25 protein-coding genes are annotated in these 25,739 nt (G+C 61.2%); 10 read left to right on the forward strand and 15 right to left on the reverse strand.

Annotation, left to right across the window (positions count from 1 at the left end; translation table 11 throughout):
- The first annotated feature begins 167 nt into the window (after positions 1 to 167).
- On the forward strand, positions 168 to 593 hold the full coding sequence (locus tag AOA59_RS02400; protein ID WP_065929084.1) for a low affinity iron permease family protein: 426 nt from the start codon (positions 168 to 170) through the stop codon (positions 591 to 593).
- A 54-nt stretch (positions 594 to 647) separates the two neighbouring features.
- On the opposite strand, the gene AOA59_RS02405 is transcribed toward AOA59_RS02400, so the two are convergent.
- The 4 genes from AOA59_RS02405 to AOA59_RS02420 all read right to left on the reverse strand — a co-directional run bounded on the left by AOA59_RS02405 (position 648) and on the right by AOA59_RS02420 (position 3,342).
- Entirely contained in the window at positions 648 to 1,175 is a 528-nt protein-coding gene (locus AOA59_RS02405) for a DUF4142 domain-containing protein (RefSeq protein ID WP_017137290.1), read from the reverse strand.
- Positions 1,176 to 1,294: 119 nt separating this feature from the next.
- A complete protein-coding gene (locus AOA59_RS02410) occupies positions 1,295 to 1,936 on the reverse strand; it encodes a LysE family translocator (protein WP_058419529.1) in 642 nt (213 codons plus the stop codon).
- A gap of 53 nt (positions 1,937 to 1,989) precedes the next feature.
- On the reverse strand, positions 1,990 to 2,400 hold the full coding sequence (gene fos, locus AOA59_RS02415) for a fosfomycin resistance glutathione transferase (protein ID WP_099485742.1): 411 nt from the start codon (positions 2,398 to 2,400) through the stop codon (positions 1,990 to 1,992).
- Positions 2,401 to 2,418: 18 nt separating this feature from the next.
- Complete coding sequence (locus AOA59_RS02420; protein WP_099485744.1) at positions 2,419 to 3,342, reverse strand: LysR family transcriptional regulator; 924 nt, start codon at positions 3,340 to 3,342, stop codon at positions 2,419 to 2,421.
- Positions 3,343 to 3,410: 68 nt separating this feature from the next.
- Between AOA59_RS02420 and AOA59_RS02425 the strand changes: the two genes are divergently transcribed.
- Complete coding sequence (locus AOA59_RS02425) at positions 3,411 to 3,899, forward strand: DMT family transporter (protein WP_099485745.1); 489 nt, start codon at positions 3,411 to 3,413, stop codon at positions 3,897 to 3,899.
- Here the strand turns inward: AOA59_RS02425 and AOA59_RS02430 are convergent, their stop codons facing one another.
- The 6 genes from AOA59_RS02430 to yiaY all read right to left on the reverse strand — a co-directional run bounded on the left by AOA59_RS02430 (position 3,900) and on the right by yiaY (position 10,467).
- The gene (locus tag AOA59_RS02430; protein WP_058419524.1) at positions 3,900 to 5,231 is read right to left on the reverse strand and encodes an MFS transporter; all 1,332 of its coding nucleotides are present in this window, start codon (positions 5,229 to 5,231) and stop codon (positions 3,900 to 3,902) included.
- A gap of 59 nt (positions 5,232 to 5,290) precedes the next feature.
- Positions 5,291 to 6,232 carry a hydroxymethylglutaryl-CoA lyase gene (locus AOA59_RS02435; protein WP_099485747.1) on the reverse strand — a complete coding sequence of 314 codons (942 nt, stop codon included), beginning with the start codon at positions 6,230 to 6,232 and terminating at the stop codon, positions 5,291 to 5,293.
- A complete protein-coding gene (locus AOA59_RS02440; RefSeq protein WP_065929077.1) occupies positions 6,229 to 7,422 on the reverse strand; it encodes a CaiB/BaiF CoA-transferase family protein in 1,194 nt (397 codons plus the stop codon). Before AOA59_RS02440 ends, AOA59_RS02435 begins: the two co-directional genes overlap by 4 nt.
- A gap of 218 nt (positions 7,423 to 7,640) precedes the next feature.
- Positions 7,641 to 8,552, reverse strand: a complete 912-nt coding sequence (locus AOA59_RS02445; protein WP_065929076.1) for a LysR family transcriptional regulator — start codon at positions 8,550 to 8,552, stop codon at positions 7,641 to 7,643.
- Positions 8,552 to 9,226 (reverse strand): NAD(P)H-binding protein, encoded by a 675-nt coding sequence (locus AOA59_RS02450; protein WP_099485749.1) that lies wholly within the window; start codon positions 9,224 to 9,226, stop codon positions 8,552 to 8,554. The genes AOA59_RS02445 and AOA59_RS02450 overlap by 1 nt, the downstream gene beginning before the upstream one ends.
- 92 nt (positions 9,227 to 9,318) lie before the next feature.
- The gene (yiaY, locus tag AOA59_RS02455) at positions 9,319 to 10,467 is read right to left on the reverse strand and encodes an L-threonine dehydrogenase (protein WP_099485750.1); all 1,149 of its coding nucleotides are present in this window, start codon (positions 10,465 to 10,467) and stop codon (positions 9,319 to 9,321) included.
- A gap of 123 nt (positions 10,468 to 10,590) precedes the next feature.
- Between yiaY and AOA59_RS02460 the strand changes: the two genes are divergently transcribed.
- Positions 10,591 to 11,607, forward strand: coding sequence for a DUF4917 family protein (locus tag AOA59_RS02460; RefSeq protein ID WP_099485752.1), 1,017 nt, complete (start codon positions 10,591 to 10,593; stop codon positions 11,605 to 11,607).
- Between the two features lie 140 nt (positions 11,608 to 11,747).
- Here AOA59_RS02460 and AOA59_RS02465 read toward each other — a convergent pair whose 3' ends face one another.
- The gene (locus tag AOA59_RS02465; protein WP_099485754.1) at positions 11,748 to 12,275 is read right to left on the reverse strand and encodes a helix-turn-helix domain-containing protein; all 528 of its coding nucleotides are present in this window, start codon (positions 12,273 to 12,275) and stop codon (positions 11,748 to 11,750) included.
- Positions 12,276 to 12,381: 106 nt separating this feature from the next.
- On the opposite strand from AOA59_RS02465, the gene AOA59_RS02470 reads away from it, so the two are divergent.
- The 6 genes from AOA59_RS02470 (at position 12,382) to AOA59_RS02500 (ending at position 19,641) form a co-directional block, all read left to right on the forward strand.
- Positions 12,382 to 13,164, forward strand: a complete 783-nt coding sequence (locus AOA59_RS02470) for an aldolase (protein WP_099485756.1) — start codon at positions 12,382 to 12,384, stop codon at positions 13,162 to 13,164.
- Between the two features lie 27 nt (positions 13,165 to 13,191).
- Positions 13,192 to 14,064 carry a dihydrodipicolinate synthase family protein gene (locus tag AOA59_RS02475; protein ID WP_099485757.1) on the forward strand — a complete coding sequence of 291 codons (873 nt, stop codon included), beginning with the start codon at positions 13,192 to 13,194 and terminating at the stop codon, positions 14,062 to 14,064.
- Positions 14,065 to 14,264: 200 nt separating this feature from the next.
- Positions 14,265 to 14,804: an RNA polymerase sigma factor gene (locus AOA59_RS02485; RefSeq protein WP_065929069.1), complete on the forward strand. Its 540-nt coding sequence runs from the start codon at positions 14,265 to 14,267 to the stop codon at positions 14,802 to 14,804.
- Positions 14,801 to 15,769, forward strand: a complete 969-nt coding sequence (locus tag AOA59_RS02490) for a FecR domain-containing protein (RefSeq protein WP_099485761.1) — start codon at positions 14,801 to 14,803, stop codon at positions 15,767 to 15,769. Before AOA59_RS02485 ends, AOA59_RS02490 begins: the two co-directional genes overlap by 4 nt.
- Positions 15,770 to 15,898: 129 nt before the next feature.
- Positions 15,899 to 18,457, forward strand: coding sequence for a TonB-dependent receptor (locus AOA59_RS02495; RefSeq protein ID WP_099485762.1), 2,559 nt, complete (start codon positions 15,899 to 15,901; stop codon positions 18,455 to 18,457).
- A gap of 230 nt (positions 18,458 to 18,687) precedes the next feature.
- Positions 18,688 to 19,641: a DMT family transporter gene (locus AOA59_RS02500; protein WP_099485764.1), complete on the forward strand. Its 954-nt coding sequence runs from the start codon at positions 18,688 to 18,690 to the stop codon at positions 19,639 to 19,641.
- A 39-nt stretch (positions 19,642 to 19,680) separates the two neighbouring features.
- Here the strand turns inward: AOA59_RS02500 and AOA59_RS02505 are convergent, their stop codons facing one another.
- From AOA59_RS02505 to AOA59_RS02520, 4 genes are all read right to left on the reverse strand, one after another.
- A complete protein-coding gene (locus tag AOA59_RS02505; RefSeq protein ID WP_099485766.1) occupies positions 19,681 to 20,898 on the reverse strand; it encodes an SAM-dependent methyltransferase in 1,218 nt (405 codons plus the stop codon).
- 276 nt (positions 20,899 to 21,174) lie between these two features.
- A complete protein-coding gene (locus tag AOA59_RS02510; protein ID WP_056857428.1) occupies positions 21,175 to 21,792 on the reverse strand; it encodes a TPM domain-containing protein in 618 nt (205 codons plus the stop codon).
- A gap of 31 nt (positions 21,793 to 21,823) precedes the next feature.
- Positions 21,824 to 22,555 carry a YgcG family protein gene (locus AOA59_RS02515; protein ID WP_099485768.1) on the reverse strand — a complete coding sequence of 244 codons (732 nt, stop codon included), beginning with the start codon at positions 22,553 to 22,555 and terminating at the stop codon, positions 21,824 to 21,826.
- Between the two features lie 18 nt (positions 22,556 to 22,573).
- Positions 22,574 to 23,185 (reverse strand): LemA family protein, encoded by a 612-nt coding sequence (locus tag AOA59_RS02520; RefSeq protein WP_099485770.1) that lies wholly within the window; start codon positions 23,183 to 23,185, stop codon positions 22,574 to 22,576.
- A gap of 241 nt (positions 23,186 to 23,426) precedes the next feature.
- Here AOA59_RS02520 and bglX point away from each other — a divergent pair, with 241 nt between their 5' ends.
- Positions 23,427 to 25,718 carry a beta-glucosidase BglX gene (gene bglX, locus AOA59_RS02525; protein WP_099485771.1) on the forward strand — a complete coding sequence of 764 codons (2,292 nt, stop codon included), beginning with the start codon at positions 23,427 to 23,429 and terminating at the stop codon, positions 25,716 to 25,718.
- Positions 25,719 to 25,739 lie beyond the last annotated feature (21 nt).

Here is a 25,739-nt window from a genome sequence, read left to right on the forward strand (position 1 = left end):
GATAAAAAACCAGTCTTGCTCGCGCCATTCATACGCCGGAGTAGGCCCATTCCTAAAATAGCCGAAGGAAAGAGCACAACTTTGTTCAATTCCCAAATGTAAAAAGAAATTTCAAAGCACGCTTGCAGTCCATAGTTTCATCACCCAACGGTCAAGGAACAACGGTCATGAAATTCTCTGCAGTCTCCCAATCTCTGTCCCGCTGGGCAGGCAGTGCCCGCACGTTCTACGCGGCTGTCGCGCTGATCTGCCTGTGGAGCCTCAGCGGGCCGTATTTTCACTACAATGACACCTGGCAACTGATCATCAACACCTCAACCACCATCATCACGTTCCTGATGGTGTTCCTGATCCAGAACACGCAAAACCGCGACAACGACATCCTGCATATCAAGATCGACGAGTTGCTGCGCGTCTCCAAGGATGCGCAAAACGCCGTGCTCAGCCTTGATGGTCTGGACCGTAAAGAGCTGGAAAAACTGCGCCGGGAATACCGCAGCATCGGCGCGGCAGGCAGTGTCAGCCTTAACAGCAGTTGCGGCGAAGTGGTTGACGATGCCGTGCCCAACAAGACCGATCTGAACCAGGCATAAAAAACCGGCGGTGGGAGAAAATCCAACCGCCGTTTTCTATCTCAAATGATGGACTCAACCGTCGCCTTGATGACCTTTGCCATAGGTCGACGCCAAGGCGCGGGCCTTTTGCAGGCGCTCCTCCAGCTTGGGCAGCGTCTCATCCACCAGCGCTTTGATTTCGGGTACGTCCGACGCCGCGCCTTCCTGTTTGAACAGGGCAATGGCGTCTTCGTTTTCCTTGACCTGTTGCGCGGTGTAAGCGGCGTCAAACGAGTCGCCGTCCTTGAGTTCCGGCATCAGGGTTTCGGCTTTATCAACGATCTTCTCGCGCGGCGCTACCGGCAAGTCGAGCTTCTTGGCGATGGCCGCCAGGTGTTGGTTGGCCTGGGTGCGCTCGTTGATCACCTCGATGGTGTAGTCCTTGATTTCCTGGGACGAGGTTCTGGCGTGGGCCATGCGACTGGTTTCGATATCGGCCATCCCTTTGGCCGAAGCCTGCTCGATGAATTCAGCAGGCGACTGGGCGAAAGCATTGCTGGCGCCGAGGCCCAGCAGCATCGCGAAACTGGCGGTGCGTAACCGGATAGCCATGCGGCTCATGATGGGTTCCTCCAGGTCAAAAATAGGTGCGGGCACAGACGCCCCGCCCTGAATTCGAATTTTCAGGGCGGCAAAGGTTTAGAAAAAACTTGCCAGTGCGACGAACGGTCGTCGCTGTATCAGGCCGGTTTGCTGCCAAACAGGCCCGGCAACGCGTGCGCCAGGGCATTGATGGCGAAGCCGATAAACATCACGCCACAGAGTTTGGTGATGAGGATTTCATGGCGCTGATACACCGTACGCACACGTTGAGCGCCGACCACGCCGATCAGAATGGCATAGGCCAACAGGCCACCGATAAAGCTCAGGAAGATCAACGACGGCAGCATCGCCCATGTCAGCAACTCGGCACGGCTGGACAACAACGCGGTGAAGGTCGCCACGGCCACCGGGTAAGCCTTGGGGTTGGTGAGACCGAACAGGATGCCGTGCCAGAACGGATGCCGCGCCGCACCCTGCGGTGCATCGCTGCTACGCCGCTGGGTACGGATCGCACGCCAACCGAGCCAGAACAGGTACACGCCGCTGAGCACGCCCAGCGCATCAAAGGCTGTGCTGCCCACTTCCCGCGCGCCCACGATGGCAATCAACGCCGTGCTGCACCACACCACGTCACCCAGCAAATGCCCGCACAAAAAACCCGCCCCGGCACGACGGCCACGGGCAGCGCCGATACCGAATACGGCGAGCACGCCTGGACCTGGCGTAATGCCGTAGATAAAACCCGAAGCAAGCACGGCGAACAGCAGGGATAGGGTCATGGGCGCGACTCGATAGACGGTGATGAAGTGGATGGATTCTGCACGTTCCGCCGCTACGGGTAAAACGTCATTCCGGCATAAGGCTTGGCGCGACAGGCCTGCAAACGCGAGGCCAGATCGCCGACGTGGGCTTCGAGCTTGTGGCCATCGGGGTCGAGAAAGTAGAACGACGCGCCTTCACTGCGGTTGTCGCGCCATTCCTGCACCTGCGCAGCACGCAGGCGCGCCACCAGCGCCGCGAAACCATCGGTATCGGCGGTAAACGCGTAATGCGTGTATTCAGCCGCAGGTTCTGGCGAGCGCAATGGGTCGAGGGACAAGCACAGCCATAAACCGGGCAGCGACAGATAGGCGCCGCCGTCCCAGCTCGCGTCGAGCCGAAGTTGCAACAAATGATGGTAGAAGCTGATGCTGCGGTTCAGGTCGGTGACGGCAAGGGTCAGGTGGTTAAGGCCTGAGAGCATTTTTATTATTTCCTGTTATCAATGACTTTCGGACAATACACCCTGCACCTGCCCAATCAACCACTGCAACCCCGAATCCCCGCCCCGCCGTGCATGCCACGCCAGCTCAAACGCAAACGAAGGAATATGGAACGGCGGCGGCACAGTCAGCAGGTGTTGCTGATCGATGTTGAGCAAGCCTCGGGATGACACCGTCAAAATCAGGTCTGTGCCCTGGATCAACTGTGGCGCCACGCCCCAGTGCGGCAGGCTGATCGCCACATGCCGGCGCTCACGAATCGCCGTCAACGCCCGTTCGATCTCCGGGGTGCCGCTGCCGCGCATTTCCAGCAACACATGCGCACGTGACAGGTAAGTCGGCAGGTCCAGCACACCGTTTGGCGGCAGGCTGTCGCGGTCAATCAGGCAGGTGTAATGCTCGTTGAATAACGGTGTGGTGCGCAGTTCGGCGGGCATGTCGGGGAACACCCCGGCAGCCAGGTCGAGGTCGCCATTGAGCACGCCGTCGACCATGCCTTCGCGGCTGGCCTGGACGATTTGCAAGTCGATGCCGGGCGCTTCACGGCGCAAGGTGCGGACCAGCCCCGGCAGGAAAATTGCCGCGCTGTAATCCGACATCGCCACACGAAACCGGCGTTTGGCCGATGCTGGTTCAAACTGGTTGGGCGCCAGCAGCGCCTGCACCTGGGCCAGGGCTTCAGCCAGCGGCGCAGCCAATTCCAGCGCGCGGGCGGTGGGCACCAAAGCGCCGCCCTGGCGCACCAGCAACGGGTCACCGAGCAGATCACGCAAACGCGCCAGCGCATGGCTGACCGCCGGCTGGCTCAGGTGCAAACGCTCGGCGGCGCGGGTGACGTGTTGCTCACTGAGCAAGGCGTCTAGGATCACCAACAGGTTGAGGTCAATGCGGCGCAGATCATTCATCAGCTGCATGCTCGGCATAAGAACTTGGAATTTAAATTTGCGCGACGAATAGCCTAGAGTCCAGCAAAACCTCTGGGAGTACTGAGATGACGACGTTGCATTGGGCAGGTTTGTTGGCACTGGCGGTGATCGCCGGTGCGGTGGTGCCGTTTCAGAGTGCGATCAACGCCAGCCTCGGACGCGGACTTGGGCACCCGTTGTGGGCCACGCTGGCGTCACTGCTGGTGAGCATCATCGTGCTGCTGCCAGTGATTGTGGCGCTGCGTTTACCGCTGCCGAGCCTGGCCTTTATCACCCAGGCGCCGCTGTGGATGTGGGCCGGTGGCGCGTTTGGGGTGTGCTTTATTTCGCTGGCGTTGATGTTGCTGCCCAAGCTCGGCGCGTCGGGGTTTATTGCGCTGGCCATGGCCGGGCAGATTCTTGCTTCGCTGCTGCTCGATCACTTTGGTTTGTTTGGCCTGGTGGAGCGCCAACTGACAACGCCCCGCGTGCTGGGGGCGTTGTTGTTGATTGGCGGGGTGGCACTGATTCAGTTCAGCGCCACACCGGCCCGCGCCCTGGCGACGGCAGGCTGATCAGCCCTTGTCGAGCGTGCGCAGTTTTTGTGGCAAGCCCCACAGCAGCAGCGCCGCCGCCAACAGCGCACACACGCCGATCACATACAGCGCCGGCGTGGTGCTGCCGGTGAGGTCCTTGATGCGCCCCACCATCACTGGGCTGACGATACCGCCGAACTGCCCGAGGGTGTTGATCACCGCAATGCCACCGGCCGCACCCGCACCGGCGCCAGCCAGCAATTTGGGCGGCAGCGTCCAGAAGGTGGGGATCGAGGCAATAATGCCCGCGCCCAGCAGGCCCAGGGCAATGATCAGGAAGGTGGTGTGGTCGGCAAAGATGCCGGCACAGAAGAAGCCGATGGCGCCCAGCACCACCAGGCCGCAGACAAACTTGCGGCGCTCGCCGGTGGCGTCCGACAGTCGCCCGATCACCACCATGCTGATCGCCCCGCACACATAGGGAATGGCGGTGAGCAGGCCGATCATCACCGGGCTCTGGGTACCGGCACTGCGGATCAACTGTGGCGCCCAGAAGTTGAGACCGTAAGACGCCACCTGGATCAGAAAGTAGATAAACCCAAGCATCAAAAACCCAGGAATACGGATCGCCGAAAGCAGCGAGCCACCGTGCTGGTTCGGCTCATGCTTGGCGATGCGACTCGACAGCAGGGTTTTCTCGGCAGGCGTCAGCCAATGCGCGTCTTCAATGCGGTCCTTGAGCAAAGTCAGCACCAGAAAACCCAGGCCGATGCAGGGCAAGCCGCCGAGCAGGAACAGCCAGTGCCAGCCGCGCATTTGCAGCACGCCGTCGAGGTGCTCCAGCACCAGCCCGGAAAATGGCGCGCCGACCAAACCGGCGAACGCGGAGGCCAGGAACAGCATCGAGGTGATGCGCCCACGAAAGTGCTGCGGGAACCACAGCGTCAGGTAATACAGCACGCCAGGCGCAAACCCCGCCTCCATGGCGCCGATGATGAAGCGCAAGCCATAGAACTGCCATTCGGCGGTGACAAATACCATGGCCGCCGTTGCCAGGCCCCACGACATCATGATGCGCGCGATCCAGCGGCGGGCACCGACCTTGTAGAGCATCATGTTGCTCGGCACTTCGAACAGCACGTAACCCACCACAAACAACCCGGCGCCCAGGCCATAAGCGGTGTCGCTCAGGCTCAGGTCGGTTTGCAGCTGGAACTTGGCGAAGCTGATGTTGATGCGGTCAAAAAATGCGAACAGGTAACACACCATGATCAGCGGCATCAGGCGCCAGGCGACCTTGCTGACCAGGGCTTTTTCGGCATCGATTTCAGCGGCCGGGCGCACGCCGGCCTCTAACGTATTAGTGCTCATGGTTTCTCTCCAGCGGGCTGCTCACAGGCGCCCGATTGTTTTTGTTGTCTGGTCGCGCGTTACAGCGTGGCGATGTAAGCCGGTGGCGGGTGCAGGTCGCCATTGCGCCCGGCCTTGGCCACTTGGCCGGGCAGTTCATGCCCCAGCAAGGCCGGCAAGCGGCGGGACATTTGCAACAGGTGCGGCAGGTCGATGCCGGTGTGAATGCCGACCTCCTCGCACAGGTTGACCAAATCTTCGGTGCAGATATTGCCCGACGCCCCCGGCGCAAACGGGCAACCGCCGAGGCCACCCAAGGCCGCGTCAAACCGCCGGGCTCCGGCCTCGTAAGCGGCCAGCACATTGCACAAACCCAGGCCACGGGTGTTGTGAAAATGCAGGGTCAAATCGCTGGCCGGCACCTGTTGCAGCACGCGCTTGACCAAACGTTCGACCTGACGCGGATTGGCCATGCCGGTGGTGTCGGCCAACGTGATGCCCGCAATGCCCAGCTCGCGATAGGCCTCGACCATTTGCAGCACGCGGTCTTCATCGATCTTGCCTTCGAACGGGCAGCCGAAGGTGGTGGCGATGCTGCCGTTAAGGCGCACCGGGTGGTCGGCGGCAAAGCTGACGATATCGCCAAAGGCTGCCAATGACGCCTCACAGCGCATGCGCATATTGGCCAGGTTGTGGGTCTGGCTGGCCGACATCACCAGGTTCAGCTCATCGGCGCGCGACTCGATGGCGCGCTGGGCGCCCTTGAGGTTGGGGATCAGCGCGACATAAATCACACCGGCCCGGCGCTCAATCCCCTGGAACACCTGCTCGCCATCACGCAATGCGGGAATGGCTTTGGGCGACACAAAGGAACCCGCCTCGATTCGCGAAAAACCGGCCATGGCCAGCCCGTTGATCAGCGCAATCTTGTCGACGGTTTCAACCCAGGTCGGTTCGATCTGCAAGCCATCGCGCGGCGACACTTCCTGCACGATCAGCGTGTCGGAATAATCAGTAATCATTGCACCACTCCCGCGGTTTTCAGGCGTTGGATATCGGCACCGGTGAGGCCCAGGCTGCCGAGGATGTCATCGGTATGCTGGCCCAGGCTCGGGCCCTGCCAGTTCACACCACCGGGGGTTTCGGAGAGTTTGGGCACAATGCCGGGCATCTTCACCGACACGCCGCCGGGCAACTGGGCATTAAGCAGCATGTCACGGGCCTGGTAGTGCGGGTCGCTGACGATATCGGCCACCGAGTAAATGCGCCCGGCCGGCACCTCGGCGGCTTCGAGCGCGCTGAGTACCTGGTCGATAGGCAGGCTGCTGGTCCAGTGGGTGATGGCCGCGTCGAGCAGGCCACTTTTGGCGGCGCGGCCGTCGTTGTGGGCAAACTCCGGCGCTTCGGCCAGGTCGGCACGGCCGATGGTGTGCATCAGGCGCTTGTAGATCGGGTCGCTGTTGCCGGCGATCACCACATAGGCGCCGTCGGCGGTCAGGTAGGTGTTGGACGGCGCGATACCCGGCAAGGCGCCGCCACTGCGCTCACGCACATGGCCGAGCATGTCGTATTCGGGCACCAGGCTTTCCATCAGGTTGAACACACTTTCGGCCAGTGACACATCGACCACTTGCCCCTCGCCCTGCCCGGTCTTGACCCGCAACAACGACATCAGCGCGCCGATCACCGCGTGCAGCGAGGCGAGCGAGTCACCCAGGCTCACACCCACTCGCGCCGGTGGCGAGTCGGGGTTGCCGGTGGTGTAACGAATGCCGCCCATGGCCTCACCGATGGCACCAAACCCTGGGCGATCGCGGTAAGGCCCGGTCTGGCCGTAGCCGGAGATGCGCACCAGGGTCAGCTTGGGGTTCAACGCATGCAACACGTCCCAACCCAGGCCAAGTTTCTCCAGGCCGCCGGGGCGCAGGTTTTCGATCAGCACGTCGGCGTCGCCCAGCAGTTGCTTGATCAGCCCCAGGCCCTCCGGGGACTTGAGGTCCAGTGCGAGCGACTTTTTGTTACGCGATTGCAAGTACCACCACAGCGACGTGCCTTCGTGCAGCTTTCGCCATTTGCGAAGCGGGTCGCCCTGGCCCATGGCTTCGATCTTGATCACCTCGGCGCCGAACTCGGCCAGCATCCGCGCGGCGAACGGGGCGGCAATCAGCGTGCCGATTTCAATCACCTTGATACCGCTCAACGGCGCCGTCATGGGGTGGTCCTCTTATTCTTGGAATGTGCAGCCAAGGCTAGAGGACAGACGGGCGATAAATCCAACCGTCAGTTGGCAAGGAGCGTTCGCGAAATGCGAACGGCTATTAGATCTCGGTGTCAGTCAGATCGCTATCGCGGGCAAGCCCGGCTCCCACAAGGAACCACATTCCTACTGTGGGAGCCGGGCTTGCCCGCGATGAGGCCCACAGGGTTTACTTACTTCAGTGGCGTGCGCAGGTAGTCAAACAACAACCGGCTCACCGGCGACAACTGCGCCTCATCACGCACCACCACAATCAAGCTGCGATCCGACCACGTGTCGGTCAGCGGCACCGCATGCAACCCCAACGCGCGACCAAACAGCTCATAGGCCTTTTGCGGCAGGATGCCGATGCCCATATTCGCCTGGACCATCCTGCACATCGCATCAAACCCCGGCACATGGATACGCAGGCGCAGCATCTTGCCGGCCTCACGCGCTGCGGCATGGGTGCGCATATTGATCGAGCTGGCGGCGTGCAGGCCGACGTAATCGCTGCCCAGGGTTTCGTCGAACGCCAGGGTGTGGCGTGCGGCCAAGGGATGCTCCGCCGGCATCAGCACCACCAGTTTGTCGTGGCGATACAGCACGCTGGGCAAGCCTTTGGTGTCGGTGTCGCTGGAGCAGATGCCCAGGTCCGCCACCCCGTCCAGCACGCCCTGGACCACGCCGTTGCTGGGGCGCTCTTCCAGATCCGTCTTGACCTCGGGGTGTCGCTGGGAAAAGTCGCGCAGGTCTTCCGGAAGAAACTGAATAATCGCCGACAGATTCGCCAACATGCGCACATAACCACGCACGCCGTGGCTGTGCTCGCCCAGTTCAAGGCCCATTTTCTCGACGTTGAACAGCATCTGCCGCGCATGGTGCAGCAAGGTTTCGCCGGCGGCGGTCAAGTCCATGCCCTTGGCACGCCGCACGAACAGGCTCACGCCCAATACCTGCTCCAACTCCATCAGGCGCTTGCTGGCCGCCGACACGGCGATGGCCTCACGGGCCGCAGCGCGGGTCAGCGTGCCTTCTTCAAACACCGCAACGAACAGTTGCAGGGTGATCAGGTCAAGGCGACGCACCAGGCTTTTGTGCAGCATCAGCGCGTCTCGCTGGCCAGGCGATTGATCTCGGCCTGCTCCACCACGGCCTGCGGCGCCCCCTGACGCGCCACCGCCAACATCGCCTGGCCGACGGTCTCGGTGCTCACCACCCAGTTGGGTTTGATCCGGCGAAAAAACGACAGCAGCGGCCCGAGCACGGTATAGAAGGATTGATACAGCGGCGTCTTTGAACGCACGCCATGCAACGGCTGAATCACCCCAGGCCGAAACAGGTACACCGCCTTGAACGGCAGGCGCAGCAAGGCGTTTTCGGTCTTGCCCTTGACCCGCGCCCACATCGACTTGCCCGCCTCGGAGCTGTCGGTGCCGGCGCCGGACACATAGACAAAGGTCATCTGCGGATTGAGCCGCGCCAAGGTGCTGGCCGCGACCAGGGTGAGGTCATAGGTGAGGTGGGTGTACTTGGCTTCCTTCATGCCCGCCGACGATACGCCGAGGCAGAAGAAGCACGCATCAAAGCCTTGCAGCAGGTTTTCCAGCGGTTGGAAGTCCAGCATGTCGCTGTGCAACACCTGGTGCAGCTTGCCGTGCTCCTGGGTCAGCGGCGTGCGGCCGACGGCGACCACTTCCTGCACGTCAGCGGCCAGCAGGCACTCGCGCAGCACGCCTTGGCCGACCATGCCGGTGGCGCCGAATAATAGAACTCTCATCAGGGGACCTCAGCGGCAAGCCGCAAGCTTCATGCTCAAGTTAAATACCGTTCCACTTGTAGCTTAACGCTTGCGGCGTGCGGCTGCCGCCTTTAGAACGCGCTGCGAAAGATCTCCTCAATTTGTCGCTGATCCGCCCGGCGGGGGTTGGTCAGACCACAGGCATCCTTCAACGCATTGGTGGCCAGCAGCGGAATATCCTGCAACTTGGCGCCCAATTCGCGCAAACCGGCTGGGATCTCAACGTCATGGGCCAAGGCGCGAATAGCGACGATGGCCGCCTGTGCGCCCTCTTCCGGAGTAATGCCCTTGATATCGGCACCCAAGGCGCGCGCCACGTCGCTCAAGCGTTTAGCGCACACGCTGGCGTTGAAGCTTTGCACATGGGGCAGCAACACCGCGTTGCACACGCCGTGGGGCAGGTCGTAGAGGCCGCCAAGCTGGTGGGCCATGGCATGCACAAACCCCAGCGACGCATTGTTGAAGGCCATCCCGGCGAGGAACTGCGCGTAAGCCATGTTTTCCCGCGCGGCTTTGTCGCTGCCATCACGCACGGCCAGGCGCAGGTTGGCGCTGATCAGCTCCATGGCCTTGATCGCGCAGGCGTCGGTGATTGGCGTGGCAGCCGTCGACACATAGGCTTCGATCGCATGGGTCAGCGCGTCCATGCCGGTGGCCGCCGTCAGCCCCTTGGGCATGCCGACCATCAGCGTCGGGTCGTTGACCGACAGCAGCGGCGTGACATTGCGGTCGACGATGGCCATTTTCACATGGCGGGTTTCATCGGTGATGATGCAGAAACGGGTCATCTCGCTGGCCGTGCCGGCGGTGGTGTTGATCGCCACCAGCGGCAATTGCGGTTTGCTCGATTGGTCGACACCTTCGTAGTCGCCGATATGCCCGCCGTTGGTGGCGCACAACGCGATGCCCTTGGCGCAGTCATGGGGCGAGCCGCCGCCCAGGGACACGACAAAATCACAGGCCGTGGCCTCCAGCATCGCCAGGCCTTTCTCGACGTTTTCCACATTGGGGTTTGGTTTGGCGCCGTCGTAGATCACCGAGTCGATGTCCTGCATCGCCAGCTTCTCGGCGATCATGCTGGCCACGCCGGCCTTGGCCAGCCCGGCGTCGGTGACGATCAGCGCCTTGCGAAAGCCGTAGTTGCGGATGGCTACCATGGCTTCGTCGAGGCAGTCGGTGCCCATGATGTTGACGGCGGGAATAAAAAAGGTGCTGATCATGGTCAATCCTCGGAGGCGGTATGCCGACAGAATCAACCGATAACGCGTGGCGCATCTTGATCAGGATCAACGCACGCTCGTGATAAAGTCACCGCCCAGCCGATTTCGAGTAGACCCGCCGCAATGAAGGATTTCCAGGATATTGACGCCCACCTTGAAGACTGGAGCGCCCTGCGCAGCGCCATCGACTTCAATGGGATTCTGATCGGTAATGGCGCCAGCCGTGCGATTTGGGAAGACTTTGCCTACGACTCGCTGTTCGAAAACGCCCGCACCGTCGAAGAAAAGCCCCTGAGCCCCTCCGAACTCAGCGTGTTCGATGCCCTGCAAACCCGCAGTTTCGAGCAAGCGCTGGGCGCATTGAAAACCACCAGCCGGGTCAACAAGGCGCTGGCTGTCAGCTCGGCGGCGCCGCGCAACCGCTACTACGCGATCAAGGAAGCGCTGATCAACACCATCCACGCCGTGCACATTCCGTGGCGCCTGGTGCAGCCCTCAACCCTGGCGACGATCAACACTGAGTTGAAGCAGTACGCGACGGTGTTCACCAGCAATTACGACCTGCTCAACTACTGGGCGATCCTGCACACGCCGGGCATCGATGACCTGTTCCGCAGCGCCGACGCCAGCTTCGACCTGCGCAACACGCGCACCGAGGCCACACGCATCCTCTACCTGCACGGCGGCCTGCACCTGGTGCGCAACCTCGACGGCACCGCGCGCAAATTGCCAACCACCGACAGCACCTTGCTCAGCAGCTTTGCGATCAACAACACGATCAAGACCCTGGACGACGTGCCGCTGTTTGTCAGCGAAGGCAAGGTGGAGGAGAAGCTCAAGACCATTCGCAGCTCGGACTACTTGTCGTTCTGCTACGAGCAGTTGCTGACCCATGAAGGCGCGTTGTGCCTGTTTGGGCAGGATTTAGGGCCGCAGGATCAGCATCTGGTGGATGCGCTTCGCCAGGCCAAACTGACGACACTGGCAATTTCGGTGTCGGGCCGCAGTGACGGGTTTATCCGCCAGCAGAAGCGCCGGTATTCGCAGTTGTTTGACGGCAGTGGCGTGGAGCTGAAGTTCTTTGCGGCGCGTACGCATCCGTTGGGTAATGCCGCGTTGTCGGTGCCGGTCGAACGCTGATTCTCTAAACAAAGAAGATCAACTGTGGGAGCTGGCTTGCCTGCGATTGCGGTGTGTCAGTTAAGGCAGTACTGACTGGCCCACCGCTATCGCAGGCAAGCCAGCTCCCACATTGACTGTGTTCCAACCTGGGAACACAGTCACTCGTCGCCGCTGTGCACCACCACCAACAACTGCGCCTGCACCTGCCCCACCGAACGAATCCGGTGAGGTTTCTGTGCATTGAAGTGCAGCGCATCGCCCCGTTCCAGAATCACCCGTTCGTTCATGAAATCCACTTCCACCTGGCCTTCGTGCACAAACAGAAACTCCTCACCCAGATGTTCCTTGAAGGTCTTGTCGGTGAATTCCGCCGGCGGGTAGATGATGAACGGCAGCAGGCTGCGCTCGCTGACCTGATGGGCCAGCACCGCATAACCCGGCGCGGTGTCGGGGCGTTCGTGGCTGCGCACCAGGCTGTAGCTGTCGAGGCGGACGTTATCTTCGCTGAACAGTTCTTCGACCTTCACGTTCAACGCCTTGGCCAGTTTCAGTGCGGCGGCAATCGACGGCGTGTTGAGCCCACGCTCGACCTTGGACAGATAACTCTTGGTCATCCCGGATTTTTCGGCCAAGGACTCCAGGGTTACGCCAAGTTTTTTTCTCAATAATTTCAAACGAATAGACATGTGCTGCGGTTAATCCCTGCAGAAAAGGCAGAATCATGCTTGCTAATGACACAAGGTGTCATATAGCATCTTTAGTGTCATTTGCTCTAACCCAAAGGACACCGATATGGCCAAGACATTAGCACTTCCCAAAGACCAACTGGTCGAGCAAGCACTGATCCAGATGCAAAACAGCCTGGCGGATAATACGTGGACCGACCGGCAAAAGCTGGCGCTCACTTGCCGCATCCTGTTCGAACACGGCCACGACTCCGGCCTGGCCGGGCAGATCACCGCACGTGGGCCCACGCCTGGCACCTATTACACTCAGCAACTGGGCCTGGGTTTCGATGAAATCACGGCCAGTAATCTGTTGCTGGTCAACGAAGACCTGGAAGTACTCGAAGGGCATGGCATCCCCAACCCGGCCAACCGTTTTCACACCTGGGTCTACCGTGGGCGGCCGGATGTGAATTGCATCATCCATACGCACCCCACGCATATTGCCGCGCTGTCGATGCTTGAAGTGCCGCTGCAGGTGTCGCATATGGACCTGTGCCCGCTGTACGAAGATTGCGCCTTCCTGGAAGCCTGGCCGGGCGTGCCGGTGGGTAATGAAGAAGGCGAAATCATCACAGCAGCTTTGGGCGACAAGCGCGCGATTCTGCTCTCGCACCACGGCCAATTGTCCACCGGCGCGAGCATCGAGCAAGCCTGCGTCATCGCGCAGTTGATTGAGCGAGCGGCCAAGTTGCAGTTGCTGGCGATGTCGGCGGGCAGCATCAAGCCGATTCTGCCGGAGTTGGGTCGCGAGGCCCACGACTGGATCTCCAAGCCCAAGCGCCACGGCGCCGCCTTCAACTACTACGCCCGGCAGAACCTGCGCAAACACGCCGATTGCCTGAACTGATTGCCCTTTTTCACGCGGAGACTTCCCATGTCCAGCCCCACTATTCACGGCATCATCGGCTACACCATTACCCCGTTCAGCGCCGACGGCCAGCGCATTGACCTCGACGCCCTCGGCCGCTCCATCGACCGCCTGATCGACAGCGGCGTACACGCCATCGCGCCCTTGGGCAGCACCGGCGAAGGCGCGTATTTGAGCGATGCGGAGTGGGATGAGGTCAGCGCCTACAGCCTTGCGAAAATCGCCAGGCGCGTACCCACTGTTGTCAGCGTGTCTGACCTGACCACCGCCAAAGCCGTGCGTCGCGCCCGTTATGCCGAAGCCAATGGCGCCGATGTGGTGATGGTGCTGCCGGCCTCGTACTGGAAACTCAGCGAAGCGGAAATCCTTGCCCACTACGCCGCAATTGGCGACAGCATCGGCGTGCCGATCATGCTTTACAACAACCCGGCCACCAGTGGCACGGACATGTCGGTGGACTTGATCCTGCGCATCGTCAAGCAGGTGGCGAACGTGACCATGGTCAAGGAAAGCACCGGCGATATTCAGCGCATGCATCAGTTGCGCCGTCACAGCGACGTGCCGTTCTACAACGGCTGCAACCCACTGGCGCTGGAAGCCTTCGCGGCGGGTGCCAAGGGTTGGTGCACGGCCGCGCCGAACCTGATCCCGCAGTTGAACCTGGATTTGTATAACGCGGTGCTGGCCAATGACCTGAGCCTGGCGCGGGAGCTGTTCTATCGCCAGTTGCCGTTGCTGGAGTTCATCCTCAAGGGCGGGTTGCCGGCGACGATCAAGGCCGGGTTGCGGCTGACCGGGCTGGAGGTGGGCGATCCACGCTTGCCGGTGTTCCCGTTGGGTGAGGCAGGAATCGAACAGCTGAAGACACTATTGAGCTAGAGCCACAATCCATGTGGGAGCGGGCTTGCTCGCGAATGCGGTGGTTCAGTCGCCAAATAGGCTGGCTGACACTCCGCATTCGCGAGCAAGCCCGCTCCCACTTTTTTGATTGGGTAAACCCGTTACATAGAGACAAATGACAATAGTTCTCGATATCATTCGCGACTTTTCTACGTCGTGCTTCGTCAAGAAGGATATCCATGTCTCGTCCCAAGCCCGACCCGTTGTCGGCCGATGCCTTTCGCGGATTTTATGCAGATATCCTGCATTTCCTGCGCAAACGCACGGACAACGCCAGCGACGCGGCAGACATGACCCAGGATGTCTTCACCCAATGGCTCAACTACCGCGACCGCGCCAAGGTCGAGCAGCCACGGGCGTTTCTGTTTCAGATGGCGCGCAACCTGCTGCGCGATCACTGGCGTAAGCAGAAGGTACGCCAGAGCGCCCATTCCGACGCGGCCGACGCTGACACGGAGCCGGTCACCGACGCGCAAAACGACCCCATGGCCGCTGCGCAGCGCCTGCAACGCCTGGAACAGTTGAAAGAAGTCCTCGCCGAACTCTCGCCCCGCAGGCGAGAAGCCCTTATGCTGCACCGCTTCGAAGGCCTGAGCCAGGCGCAGATCGCCGAGCGCATGGGCATTTCCACCAGCATGGTAGAAAAGCACATTGCTTTTGCCCTGCTGCATTGCAAGCGACGCCTTCAACCAGAACCCGGCACGGAGCAGCCAGAATGAACCGCCTGAGCGACATCGACGCCCTGGACATCGAGGCGAGCGACTCCATCGATGCCCAAGCCGCCAGCTGGTTTGCCCGCAACCGCAATGGCGCCGCACGGGCCGAGCGCAAAGCCTTTGCCGCCTGGCAGGCAACGCCCGCCCACGCCCGCGCCTATGCCGAATTCGAACAGCTGTGGGACGACCTCGCCCAGTTGCAGCAACTGAACAAACCCGTACCGCTGCCCCAGCGCAAACCCTCGATAATGCGCCCGGCCCTGGCCGTGGCCGCCGCGCTGGTGTGCGCCGTGCTGACGACGACTATCGGCGCGCCCCGCGAGCTCTATCACAGCCAGATTGCCGGGCACGTCAAAGGCATGCGCACCCTCGCCCTGCCCGACGGCAGCACGCTGTATGTGAATGCCAACACCCATCTGCGCGTGGATTTCAGCGCGTATCAACGCATCCTGCATCTGGACAAGGGCCAGGTGTTTATCGAAGTTGCCGCCGACAAAGAGCGCCCGCTCTACGTGCAAGCCGGCGAGGCGAATGTGCGGGTGGTCGGCACCGGGTTTGACGTGCGGCGCAGCCAGCAACAACTGGTGGTCAGCGTCGCCCACGGCCAGGTTGCCTTCGAGCCGGACGCCAAAAGCCCGGTGGCGGTGCTCGGCGCCCAGCAACGTGCCACGTACAACTACGCCAAGGGCACCGTGCAGCAGCAAACACTCACCACCGAAGAAGTGGCCGATTGGCGCAGCGGGCACCTGTCGTTTCGCAATCGAGAATTGGCCAGCCTGATCGATGAACTGAGCCTCTACCGGCCTCAAGCGCCCTTGCAGGTCAACAAAGCCGTGGCGCAACTGAAGGTCTCGGGCAATCTGGATGTGAATGACCCGGACGCCCTGCTCAACGCCCTGCCCGCCCTGCTGCCGGTTAAAACCGTGGCCTCGGCCGATGGCATCGTCCGCATCGAACCGCTCAAGTAAGGCCTGCAAAAACCACACTTGAGAATATTTTGCATTCGCATGTGTGGTTTTTTGCAGCTGCCCCGTCTTCCTCCCGACTGTGTTGGATACGCACACCTTTTTGGCTATTTAGCCACCCCGGGGGATTTCATGTTTCGCGCGCCTTGCCACGCTTCGCACCTGTTGCTTCGACCGACCCTGATTGCCACCTGCATGGCCTTGAGCCTCAGCGCCCAGGCCGAGTCGCTCACGCTGCAACTGCCCGCCCAATCGCTGGCCACGTCCCTGAGCTTTGTCGCGCAGCAGGCGAAAATCCAGCTGTTGTTCGATGAAACACTGCTCAAGCATGTGCAGGCGCCGGCGCTCAACGGCGAGTTCAGCCCGGAAGTGGCGATTCGCAGCTTGCTGAAAAACGGCGAGTTCACCCTGATCAAAGTCGGCAACACCTACGTGGTGCGCCCCGACGAGGGCAAGACCACCCACAGCGGCGCCATCCAGCTCGATGCCCTCAGCGTGATCGGCACCGGTAACGAAGTCGACTCCAGCACCGTCAACCGCTCGACCATGACCCAGGCCGATATTGACCGCTACCAGTCCAACAACATCCCCAGCCTGTTGCAGACCTTGCCCGGCGTGAGCCAGGGCGGCTCGCTCAAGCCCGGTGGCCAGACCATCAATATCCGTGGTTTCGGCGACGCCGAAGACGTGCCGATGACCGTCGACGGCGCCACCAAGACCGGCTTTGAGCGCTACCAGCAAGGCACCGTGTTTATCGAGCCGGAGCTGATCAAGAGCATCGAGGTCGAGAAAGGCCCCAACTCGCCGTTCACCGGCAACGGCGGCTTTGGCGGCACGGTCAACATGACCACCAAGGATGCCCCGGACCTGTTGCAGGACGGTCGCAACAGCGGCGCGATGCTCAAATACGGCTACTCCAGCAACGACCACGAACAGATCTACAGCAGTGCCGTGTACGGCCGCACCGACGACGGCCGTTTCGACGCGCTGGCCTACCTGACCCAGCGCGATGGCGGCGACATGAAGGTGGCCGGCAAACTGCCCAACGACAACAACGAATACCCGGTCAACCCTCAGCGCCTGCCCAACAGCGCCCAGGATGTGGACGGCAAACTGTTCAAGGTCAACGCCCACTTCACCGAGGAGCACAGCGTTGGTCTGTCTTACTCACGCTCCCACAGCAACCGCTGGACGCCGTTCTCCGCCGCCAGCTACCCGACGCCGCCGACTCAGGCCAACATCGACCGCTACGGTTACGAAAACGCGCTGAAGCGTTTTTTAGCCCAGCGTGACACCACCGACACCACCTGGTCGGGCAAGTACGAATACACGCCGGTGAATAACCCGCTGATCGACCTGACCGTCAAATATTCCCAGTCCAACACCGACCAGACCGACGAACGCGACGCCACTGCGTTTTTCCAACTGGCCTCCGGCGGGCGCAAGATGGACACCGCCTACACCGACAAGAACCTCGACATCCGCAACGTCAGCCTGTTTGACACCGGCCCCTTGCAGCATGCGCTGACCGTCGGCGGGCAGATCCGCAAGCACATCCGCGAAACCGAGATGTGGATGCCCGGCACCACCTACAACACTGCGCGCTACAACTATGGGCGCTTCCAGCCGGGCTTCATGCCCCACGGCAAGGTCGACACCAACAGTTTCTTCGTCCAGGACGCAGTCACCGTGGGCGACGTGACCATCACCCCGTCGCTGCGCTACGACCATGTGCGTAACCGTGGCGAAGGCAATGACGCGCCGTACTACAACAACCCGGACCCGTCCTACGGCCATGACTACAGCGACCGCACCTACACCGGCTGGTCGCCGCGCCTGGCGCTGTTCTGGAACGTCACGCCGAACCTGGGCCTGTTCGCCAACTGGAGCAAGACCTGGCGGGCGCCGGTGATCGACGAGCAATATGAAGTACAAGGCCTGGGCAGCCGCACCGCCACCAGTGTCGACCTCGACCCGGAGCGCATCACCTCGATCACCCTGGGTAGCGTCACCAGCTTCGACAACCTGATCGCCCGGAACGATAACCTGCAAGTACGCGCCACCCTGTTCCACAACAAAGTCGAAGACGAAATCTTCAAGGCCACCGGCGTGGGTTGCCAGAACCAGGCCGTCAACGGCGGCACCATTGCCAACGCGTGCCCGCCGGGGGCGATGCCCAATTACCGCAATATCGGCGGCCTGACCATCAAGGGTTTTGAGCTCGAATCCTTCTACAACTCCACCTACCTGTTCGGCTCGGTGTCGTTCGCCTACGCCAAGGGTGAACACGAAGGCGCCTACACCAACCCATGGGGCCCGGATGTGCCGGCACGTGATATTCCACCGACCAAATGGGTGCTGGTATTAGGCACCCATATTCCGGCCTGGGATGCTCAGGTGGGCTGGATGGGCCAGTTCATTGGCGCCACCGATCGCTTGCCGAGTGACAAATACTCCGGCGGCCCGGGCAGCAGTCTGGGCGACCTGTTCTACGACCAGTACGGCAACAAGGCCTACAACACCCAAGGCCTGTTCGCCAAATGGAAGCCGCAACAGGCCTACCTCAAAGGCACCGAGGTGAACTTCACCGTGGACAACCTGTTCAACAACAACTTCCGCCCGGCCTTGAGCGGTGATCGTGCCTACACCAAAGGTCGCGATGCGAAGGTCAGCATTACGCGGTTCTTCTAATAGACCAGGGTGACGCCATCGCAGGCAAGCCAGCTCCCACAGAAGATCTCGGTCCGCCAGACAATAGAGATCCAATGTGGGAGCCGGGCTTGCCCGCGATGGCGGCGGCACTGCCTGCAGAGCGATTGGAACTGTACGGATAAATCTGCGACCAGCTGTAGGCCCTTAATCAGCGGGGGTTGTGGCTAGATGGGCTTCCCTTGAAGCCCTCCAGATTCGGGTCCCCACTCATGAGCTCGCGCGAAAACACCGGCATGGCCCTCGGCCTGCTGGGCGTCGTTATCTTCAGCCTGACATTGCCCTTCACTCGCATTGTGGTGCAAGAGATCCACCCCTTGCTCAACGGCCTTGGCCGCGCCTTGTTCGCGGCGATCCCGGCAGCGGCGCTGTTACTGTGGCGCCGTGAGCGCTGGCCAACCTGGCGCCAGGTGCGCGGGCTGAGCCTGGTCATCCTCGGTGTGATCCTGGGCTTCCCCGTGCTCTCGGCCTGGGCCATGCAAACCTTGCCGGCTTCCCATGGTGCGTTGGTCAACGGCCTGCAGCCGCTGTGCGTGGCGCTGTACGCGGCGTGGCTGTCCCATGAGCGGCCGTCAAAAGCCTTCTGGGCCTGCGCGGCGCTGGGCAGCGCGCTGGTGTTGGGTTACGCGTTGATCACGGGTGCCGGCAGCATTCAAGCCGGCGATTTGCTGATGCTCGGTGCGATTGCCGTGGGCGGCCTGGGGTATGCCGAAGGCGGCCGGTTGGCCAAGGAGATGGGCGGCTGGCAAGTGATCTGCTGGGCGCTGGTGCTGTCGACGCCCGTATTGATCGGCCCGGTGTGGTACTTGGCAGCGCAGCACCAAGGCGCGATTTCCATGCGCACCTGGTGGGCGTTTGGGTATGTGTCGCTGTTCTCGCAGTTTTTGGGGTTCTTCGCCTGGTACGCCGGGTTGGCCATGGGCGGTATTGCGCGGGTCAGCCAGATTCAGCTGTTGCAGATCTTCTTCACCATCGCGTTTTCGGCGCTGTTCTTTGGTGAACATATCGAGCCGATTACCTGGGTGTTTGCGTGTGGGGTGATCGTGACGGTGATGCTCGGGCGCAAGACGGCGGTGCAGCCTGCACCGGCTTGTGTGGGAGCTGGCTTGTCGAATCGTCGCACCGCTGCGATGCAGACACCTCGGTCTATCAGCAAACCCAGGTGATGCCATCGCAGGCAAGCCAGCTCCCACAGGAGACCGCATTCAGTTCAAGAAGCCATCCGCACGCAGCAGGGTTTCCAGGCAGTGTTCGCTGATGTGGTAGAACGCCTTCAGCTCCTGGATTTTGTCCAACAGTTGCGCATTGTCCACAGGCTCGGCCCGCTTGACCGCCAGAATCATCTTGTTCTTGTTGGTGTGTTCCAACGAGATGAACTCGAACACCTTGGTCTCGTAACCACAGGCCTCAAGGAACAGCGCACGCAAGCTGTCGGTGACCATTTCCGCCTGCTGGCCCAGGTGCAGGCCGTATTGCAGCATCGGCTTGAGCAGCACCGGGCTCTGGATCTGCAGGCGGATCTGTTTGTGGCAGCACGGCGAGCACATGATGATCGACGCACCGGAACGAATGCCGGTGTGGATCGCGTAGTCAGTGGCGATATCGCAGGCATGCAGCGCGATCATCACCTCCAGTTCGCTGGGCGCCACACTGCGCACATCACCGCATTTGAACACCAGCCCCGGATGCTCCAGGTGCGCGGCGGCGGTGTTGCACAGGGTCACCATGTCTTCACGCAATTCCACGCCCGTCACTTCGCCCTCGGCCTTGAGGGTGTTGCGCAGGTAATCGTGAATGGCGAACGTGAGGTAGCCCTTGCCCGAACCGAAATCCGCCACGCGCACCCGCTGGTCGAGCTTCAACGGCGAGGAGGTCAGCGCATGGCTGAACACTTCGATGAACTTGTTGATCTGCTTCCACTTGCGCGACATCGACGGGATCAGCGCCTGCCTGGCGTCGGTGACGCCCAGGTCCGCAAGGAAGGGTCGGCTCAGGTCGAGGAAGCGGTTTTTCTCGCGGTTATGCTCAGCCGAAGGCGCCTCGCGCAGTTGCTGCGGCTTGCTTTTGAACAGCGAGCTTTTGTTCTTTTTGCTGTATTCCAGCTGGGCTTCGTCGGTCAGCGACAACAGGTGCGCGTTCTTGAATGACGCCGGCAGCAGCGCAGCAATCGCCGCCACGCCGTCGGCCAGCGGCAAGTTCTTGGTGATGTCGCGGGTCTTGTAGCGATAGACAAAGGACAGGCACGCCTGCTCCTTGACCACGACCTGCTTGATGATCAGCCGCTGCAACTCGGCTTCTTCACCGACGTACTTGGCCAGCACCAGCTTGATAAACGCGTTCTGCGCGAGGCTTGCGCTCAGCAGTTCGATGAACTGGGCGTGATGATCCGGCGCAGGGCTGGCAGGTTGAGCAGTGACGGACATGAACAAAAACGCCTCGGGCAAAGAATGCCGGGCATTTTAGGGGGGATGAAGGTTTAGGGCACGGGGTTATTTGATCAACGGTCACTCAGCCACCAGAAATCAAATGGGTGAACCACTTTTCTCTGGGAGCTGGCTGGTATGGGAAATGGCTTGTGTGGGAGCTGGCTTGCCTGCGATGGCATCACCTGGGTTTTCTGATGGACCGAGGTGTCTGCATCGCAGGCAAGCCAGCTCCCACAAAAGCCCGACTCCCACAGAAAGCAGCTAGTACTCAGGTTACTCCAGCACGATCAACCGGTTAGGCAGCTCATTACGCGTCTGCGTCACCGGCACATGCACCTTCAGCAATTCACCACACGCTTCGATGCAGGCAATAAACCCCGCCAGCGTCTGCCCCTGCTTCACCTGCTGGGTGAACGCCTTGACGATCTCATCCCAACTGCCGTCATCCAGGTGTTTGGAAATACCGTCGTCCACCAGGATCTCCACATACCGCTCCGCCTCGCTGACAAAAATCAGCACGCCGGTACTGCCCAGTGTGTGGTGCAGGTTTTGCTCCAGGAACTGCCGCCGCGCCAGGTTCGATGCGCGCCAATGCCGTACCGAACGCGGAATCAGGCGGGTGGTAACCTTGGGCAGGCGAAACACCAGGCACAGCACAATGAAGGTCGCCCATTGCGCCAGCAGCAAGGTGTACATGGTCAGGTAGCCCGACAGGTAGTGCACGATGCCAGGCACCACCAAGGCGATCAGGCTGGCCCACAGCAGCGGGATATAGGCGTAATCATCCGCGCGCGCGGCCAGCACGGTGACCAGCTCGGCGTCGGTGGTTTTTTCGACGCGGGCAATCGCTTCGGCGACTTGGCGCTGCTCGTGTTCAGTCAGTAATGCCATGGTTATGCATGCTCTGTTCTAGTTATTGTCATTACCAGCCACCTGAGGCACCACCGCCGCCAAAACCACCGCCGCCGCCTCTGAAGCCACCGCCACCGCCGCCTCCCCCGCCACCGCCGCGTCCACTGCTGCTGAGAATCGCCAGCAGGATCGCCCCCACGGGCAGCCCCAGCCGATTGCACAGCCACAACATGCCGATCAGCAGGATGAACAGGCCGATGGAAAGCCCCGGATTATCCTTGGCAAAATTCGCATCCGCCACATGGGCCGGCACCGCCAGCGGCTCGCCGCCCACCACCTGAATCATGGCCGCAACGCCGTCGCTGATGCCCTGGCTGTAATTGCCGGCCTTGAACCTGGGCGCGATCACCTGGTTGATGATCACCCACGACTGCGCATCGGTCAGCACGCCTTCAAGGCCATAACCGACTTCGATGCGCAATTTGCGCTCATCACGGGCGACGATCAACAGCGCGCCATTGTCCTTGCCCTTCTGGCCGATGCCCCACTGGCGGCCCAATTGATAACCGTAGTCCTCAATGGGCACACCTTGCAGGTCGGGCACGGTGACCACCACGATCTGGTCGCCCGAGGTTTGCTCCAGCGCCTGCAATTGCCGGGTCAGCTGCGCACGTACCGCCGGGTCGATCATCTGCGCGGTGTCCACCACCCGCCCGGTCAAGGCCGGGAAGGTCAGCGCCGCCTGGGCCGCGCCCACGCAGGCCAGCAGCCACAGCGCCAAGCCTATCCGTAATAAACGCATCGACACCTCAAAGACGCCTTATTTGAACTTCACTTGCGGCGCTTTATCGGCGTCGGCACTGGTGGCCTCAAACGTGGCGCGGATCGGCAAGTCGCTGTACATCACGCTGTGCCACAGGCGACCCGGGAAGGTGCGGATCTCGGTGTTGTAAGCCTGCACCGCCTGGATAAAGTCGCGACGGGCCACGGCGATACGGTTTTCGGTGCCTTCAAGCTGAGACTGCAACGCCAGGAAGTTCTGGTTGGCTTTGAGGTCCGGGTAGCGTTCGGACACCACCATCAAACGGCTAAGCGCACCGCTCAGGCCATCCTGGGCTTGCTGGAACTGCTTGAGTTTCTCAGGGTTGTCGAGGGTGCTGGCATCCACCTGAATCGAGGTGGCCTTGGCCCGCGCTTCGATCACGGCGGTGAGGGGGTCTTGCTCATGGGCCGCATAGCCCTTGACCACTTCCACCAGGTTGGGAATCAGGTCGGCGCGGCGTTGGTACTGGTTCTGCACCTGGCCCCAGGCCGCCTTGGCCTGTTCGTCCAGGGTCGGAATGGTGTTGATGCCGCAACCGCTCAGCACTGTGCTGATCAATAGCAAAGCCGCGGCCTTGAAGCCCCAGCGGTAATGTTGTGCTGCTTGCATAGTGTTTCTCCTGCCCAATCTGAATGGAATGTGACGACTAACCCTATACACCGCGCGCTTGGGGCATAATCCGCCATCACTGGATTGCGTCGAGCCAATCAGCTAAAAAGATGCCCAGCGCGAATAAGAGTTCACAAGTGTCGTGCATTTACTGCAATAACACTCGAACAACAACATAGGTTCCCCCACATTTTGGCAGACCAGCGCATTTTCGCTGTGCAGTAGCCGAAAAAGGATATTCATGAAAAAGCTGTGTTTGCTCGGCCTTGTTGCCACTCTGGCCAGTCACCCCGTATGGGCAGAAACAAAGCCTGCTGCGCTTAAAGACAAGGACGCCTTCGTCAGCGACCTGCTCAAGCAGATGACCCTGGATGAAAAGATCGGCCAATTGCGCCTGATCAGCATCGGCCCGGAAATGCCCCGGGAGCTGATCCGCAAGGAAATCGCCGCCGGGCGCATCGGCGGCACGTTCAACTCGATCACCCGCCCGGAAAACCGTCCGATGCAGGACGCGGCCATGCGCAGCCGGTTGAAGATCCCGATGTTCTTCGCCTACGACGTGATCCACGGCCACCGCACGATTTTCCCGATCAGCCTGGCCCTGGCCTCCAGCTGGGACATGGACGCCATCGGCCGCTCCGGGCGCATCGCCGCCCAGGAAGCCGCCGCCGACAGCCTCGACATCACCTTTGCGCCGATGGTCGACATTTCCCGCGACCCACGCTGGGGCCGCACCTCCGAAGGTTTTGGTGAAGACACCTACCTGGTCTCGCGCATTGCCGAAGTGATGGTCAAGGCGTTCCAGGGCGTAAGCCCGGCAAATGCCGACAGCATCATGGCCAGCGTCAAGCACTTCGCCCTGTATGGCGCGGTGGAAGGCGGTCGTGACTACAACGTGGTCGACATGAGCCCGGTCAAGATGTACCAGGATTACCTGCCGCCGTACCACGCGGCGATCAAGGCCGGTTCCGGCGGCGTGATGGTGGCGCTCAATTCGATCAACGGCGTGCCGGCCACCGCCAACACCTGGCTGATGAACGACCTGCTGCGCAAGGACTGGGGCTTCAAAGGTTTGGCGGTGAGCGACCATGGCGCGATCTTCGAGCTGATCAAGCACGGCGTGGCCAAGGACGGGCGTGAAGCCGCCAAGCTGGCGATCAAGGCCGGCATCGACATGAGCATGAACGACTCGCTGTATGGCAAGGAATTGCCTGGGTTGCTCAAGTCCGGCGAAATCGAGCAAAGCGACATCGACAATGCGGTGCGCGAAGTGCTCGGCGCCAAGTACGACATGGGCCTGTTCAAAGACCCGTACCTGCGCATCGGCAAGGCCGAAGACGACCCGGCCGACACCTATGCCGACAGCCGCCTGCACCGCAGCGATGCCCGCGATATCGCCCGCCGCAGCCAGGTCTTGCTGAAAAACCACAACAACACCCTGCCGCTGAAAAAATCCGCGACCATCGCGCTGGTCGGCCCGCTGGCCAAGGCCCCGATCGACATGATGGGCAGTTGGGCCGCCGCCGGTAAGCCTGAACAATCCGTCACGCTGCTGGACGGCATGAACCACGTGATCGGCGACAAAGGCAAAATCATCTACGCCCGTGGCGCCAACATCACCAACGACAAGGCCGTGGTCGACTACCTTAACTTCCTCAACTTCGATGCGCCGGAAGTGGTGGATGACACCCGCCCAGCCCAGGTGATGATCGACGAAGCGGTCAAGGCCGCCAAGGCAGCCGACGTAGTGGTCGCCGCCGTGGGCGAGTCCCGGGGCATGTCCCACGAGTCTTCCAGCCGCACCGACCTGAACATCCCGCAAAGCCAGCGCGACCTGATCAAGGCACTCAAAGCCACCGGCAAACCGCTGGTCTTGGTGCTGATGAACGGCCGCCCGCTGTCGATTGTGGATGAAAACAAAGAGGCTGACGCGATCCTGGAAACCTGGTTTGCCGGCACTGAAGGCGGCAACGCCATCGCCGACGTGCTGTTCGGTGACTACAACCCATCGGGCAAGCTTCCGATCACCTTCCCACGTTCGGTGGGGCAGATTCCGACCTACTACAACCACCTGAGCATCGGCCGGCCGTTCACCCCAGGCAAGCCGGGCAACTACACCTCGCAGTACTTCGATGACGTCACCGGGCCGCTGTTCCCGTTCGGTTATGGCCTGAGCTACAGCACGTTCAGGCTGTCGGACATGGCGCTGTCGTCCACCACCCTGAACAAGACCGGCAAGCTCGACGCCAGCGTCACCGTGAAGAACACCGGCAAGGTCGATGGCGAAACCGTGGTGCAGTTGTATATCCAGGACGTGGCCGGCTCGATGATTCGCCCGGTCAAAGAGCTGAAGAACTTCCAGAAGGTCATGCTCAAGGCCGGTGAAGAACGCACCTTGCACTTCACCATCACCGAAGAAGACTTGAAGTTCTATAACACCCAACTCAAGTTCGCGGCGGAACCGGGTGAGTTCAATGTACAGATCGGGTTGGATTCCCAGGATGTGCAGCAGCAGACGTTCGAACTGCTCTGATGATCGTTCCCACGCTCCGCG

Source organism: Pseudomonas sp. 2822-15 (assembly GCF_002742515.1).
Taxonomy (GTDB): Bacteria; Pseudomonadota; Gammaproteobacteria; order Pseudomonadales; family Pseudomonadaceae; genus Aquipseudomonas; species Aquipseudomonas salomonii.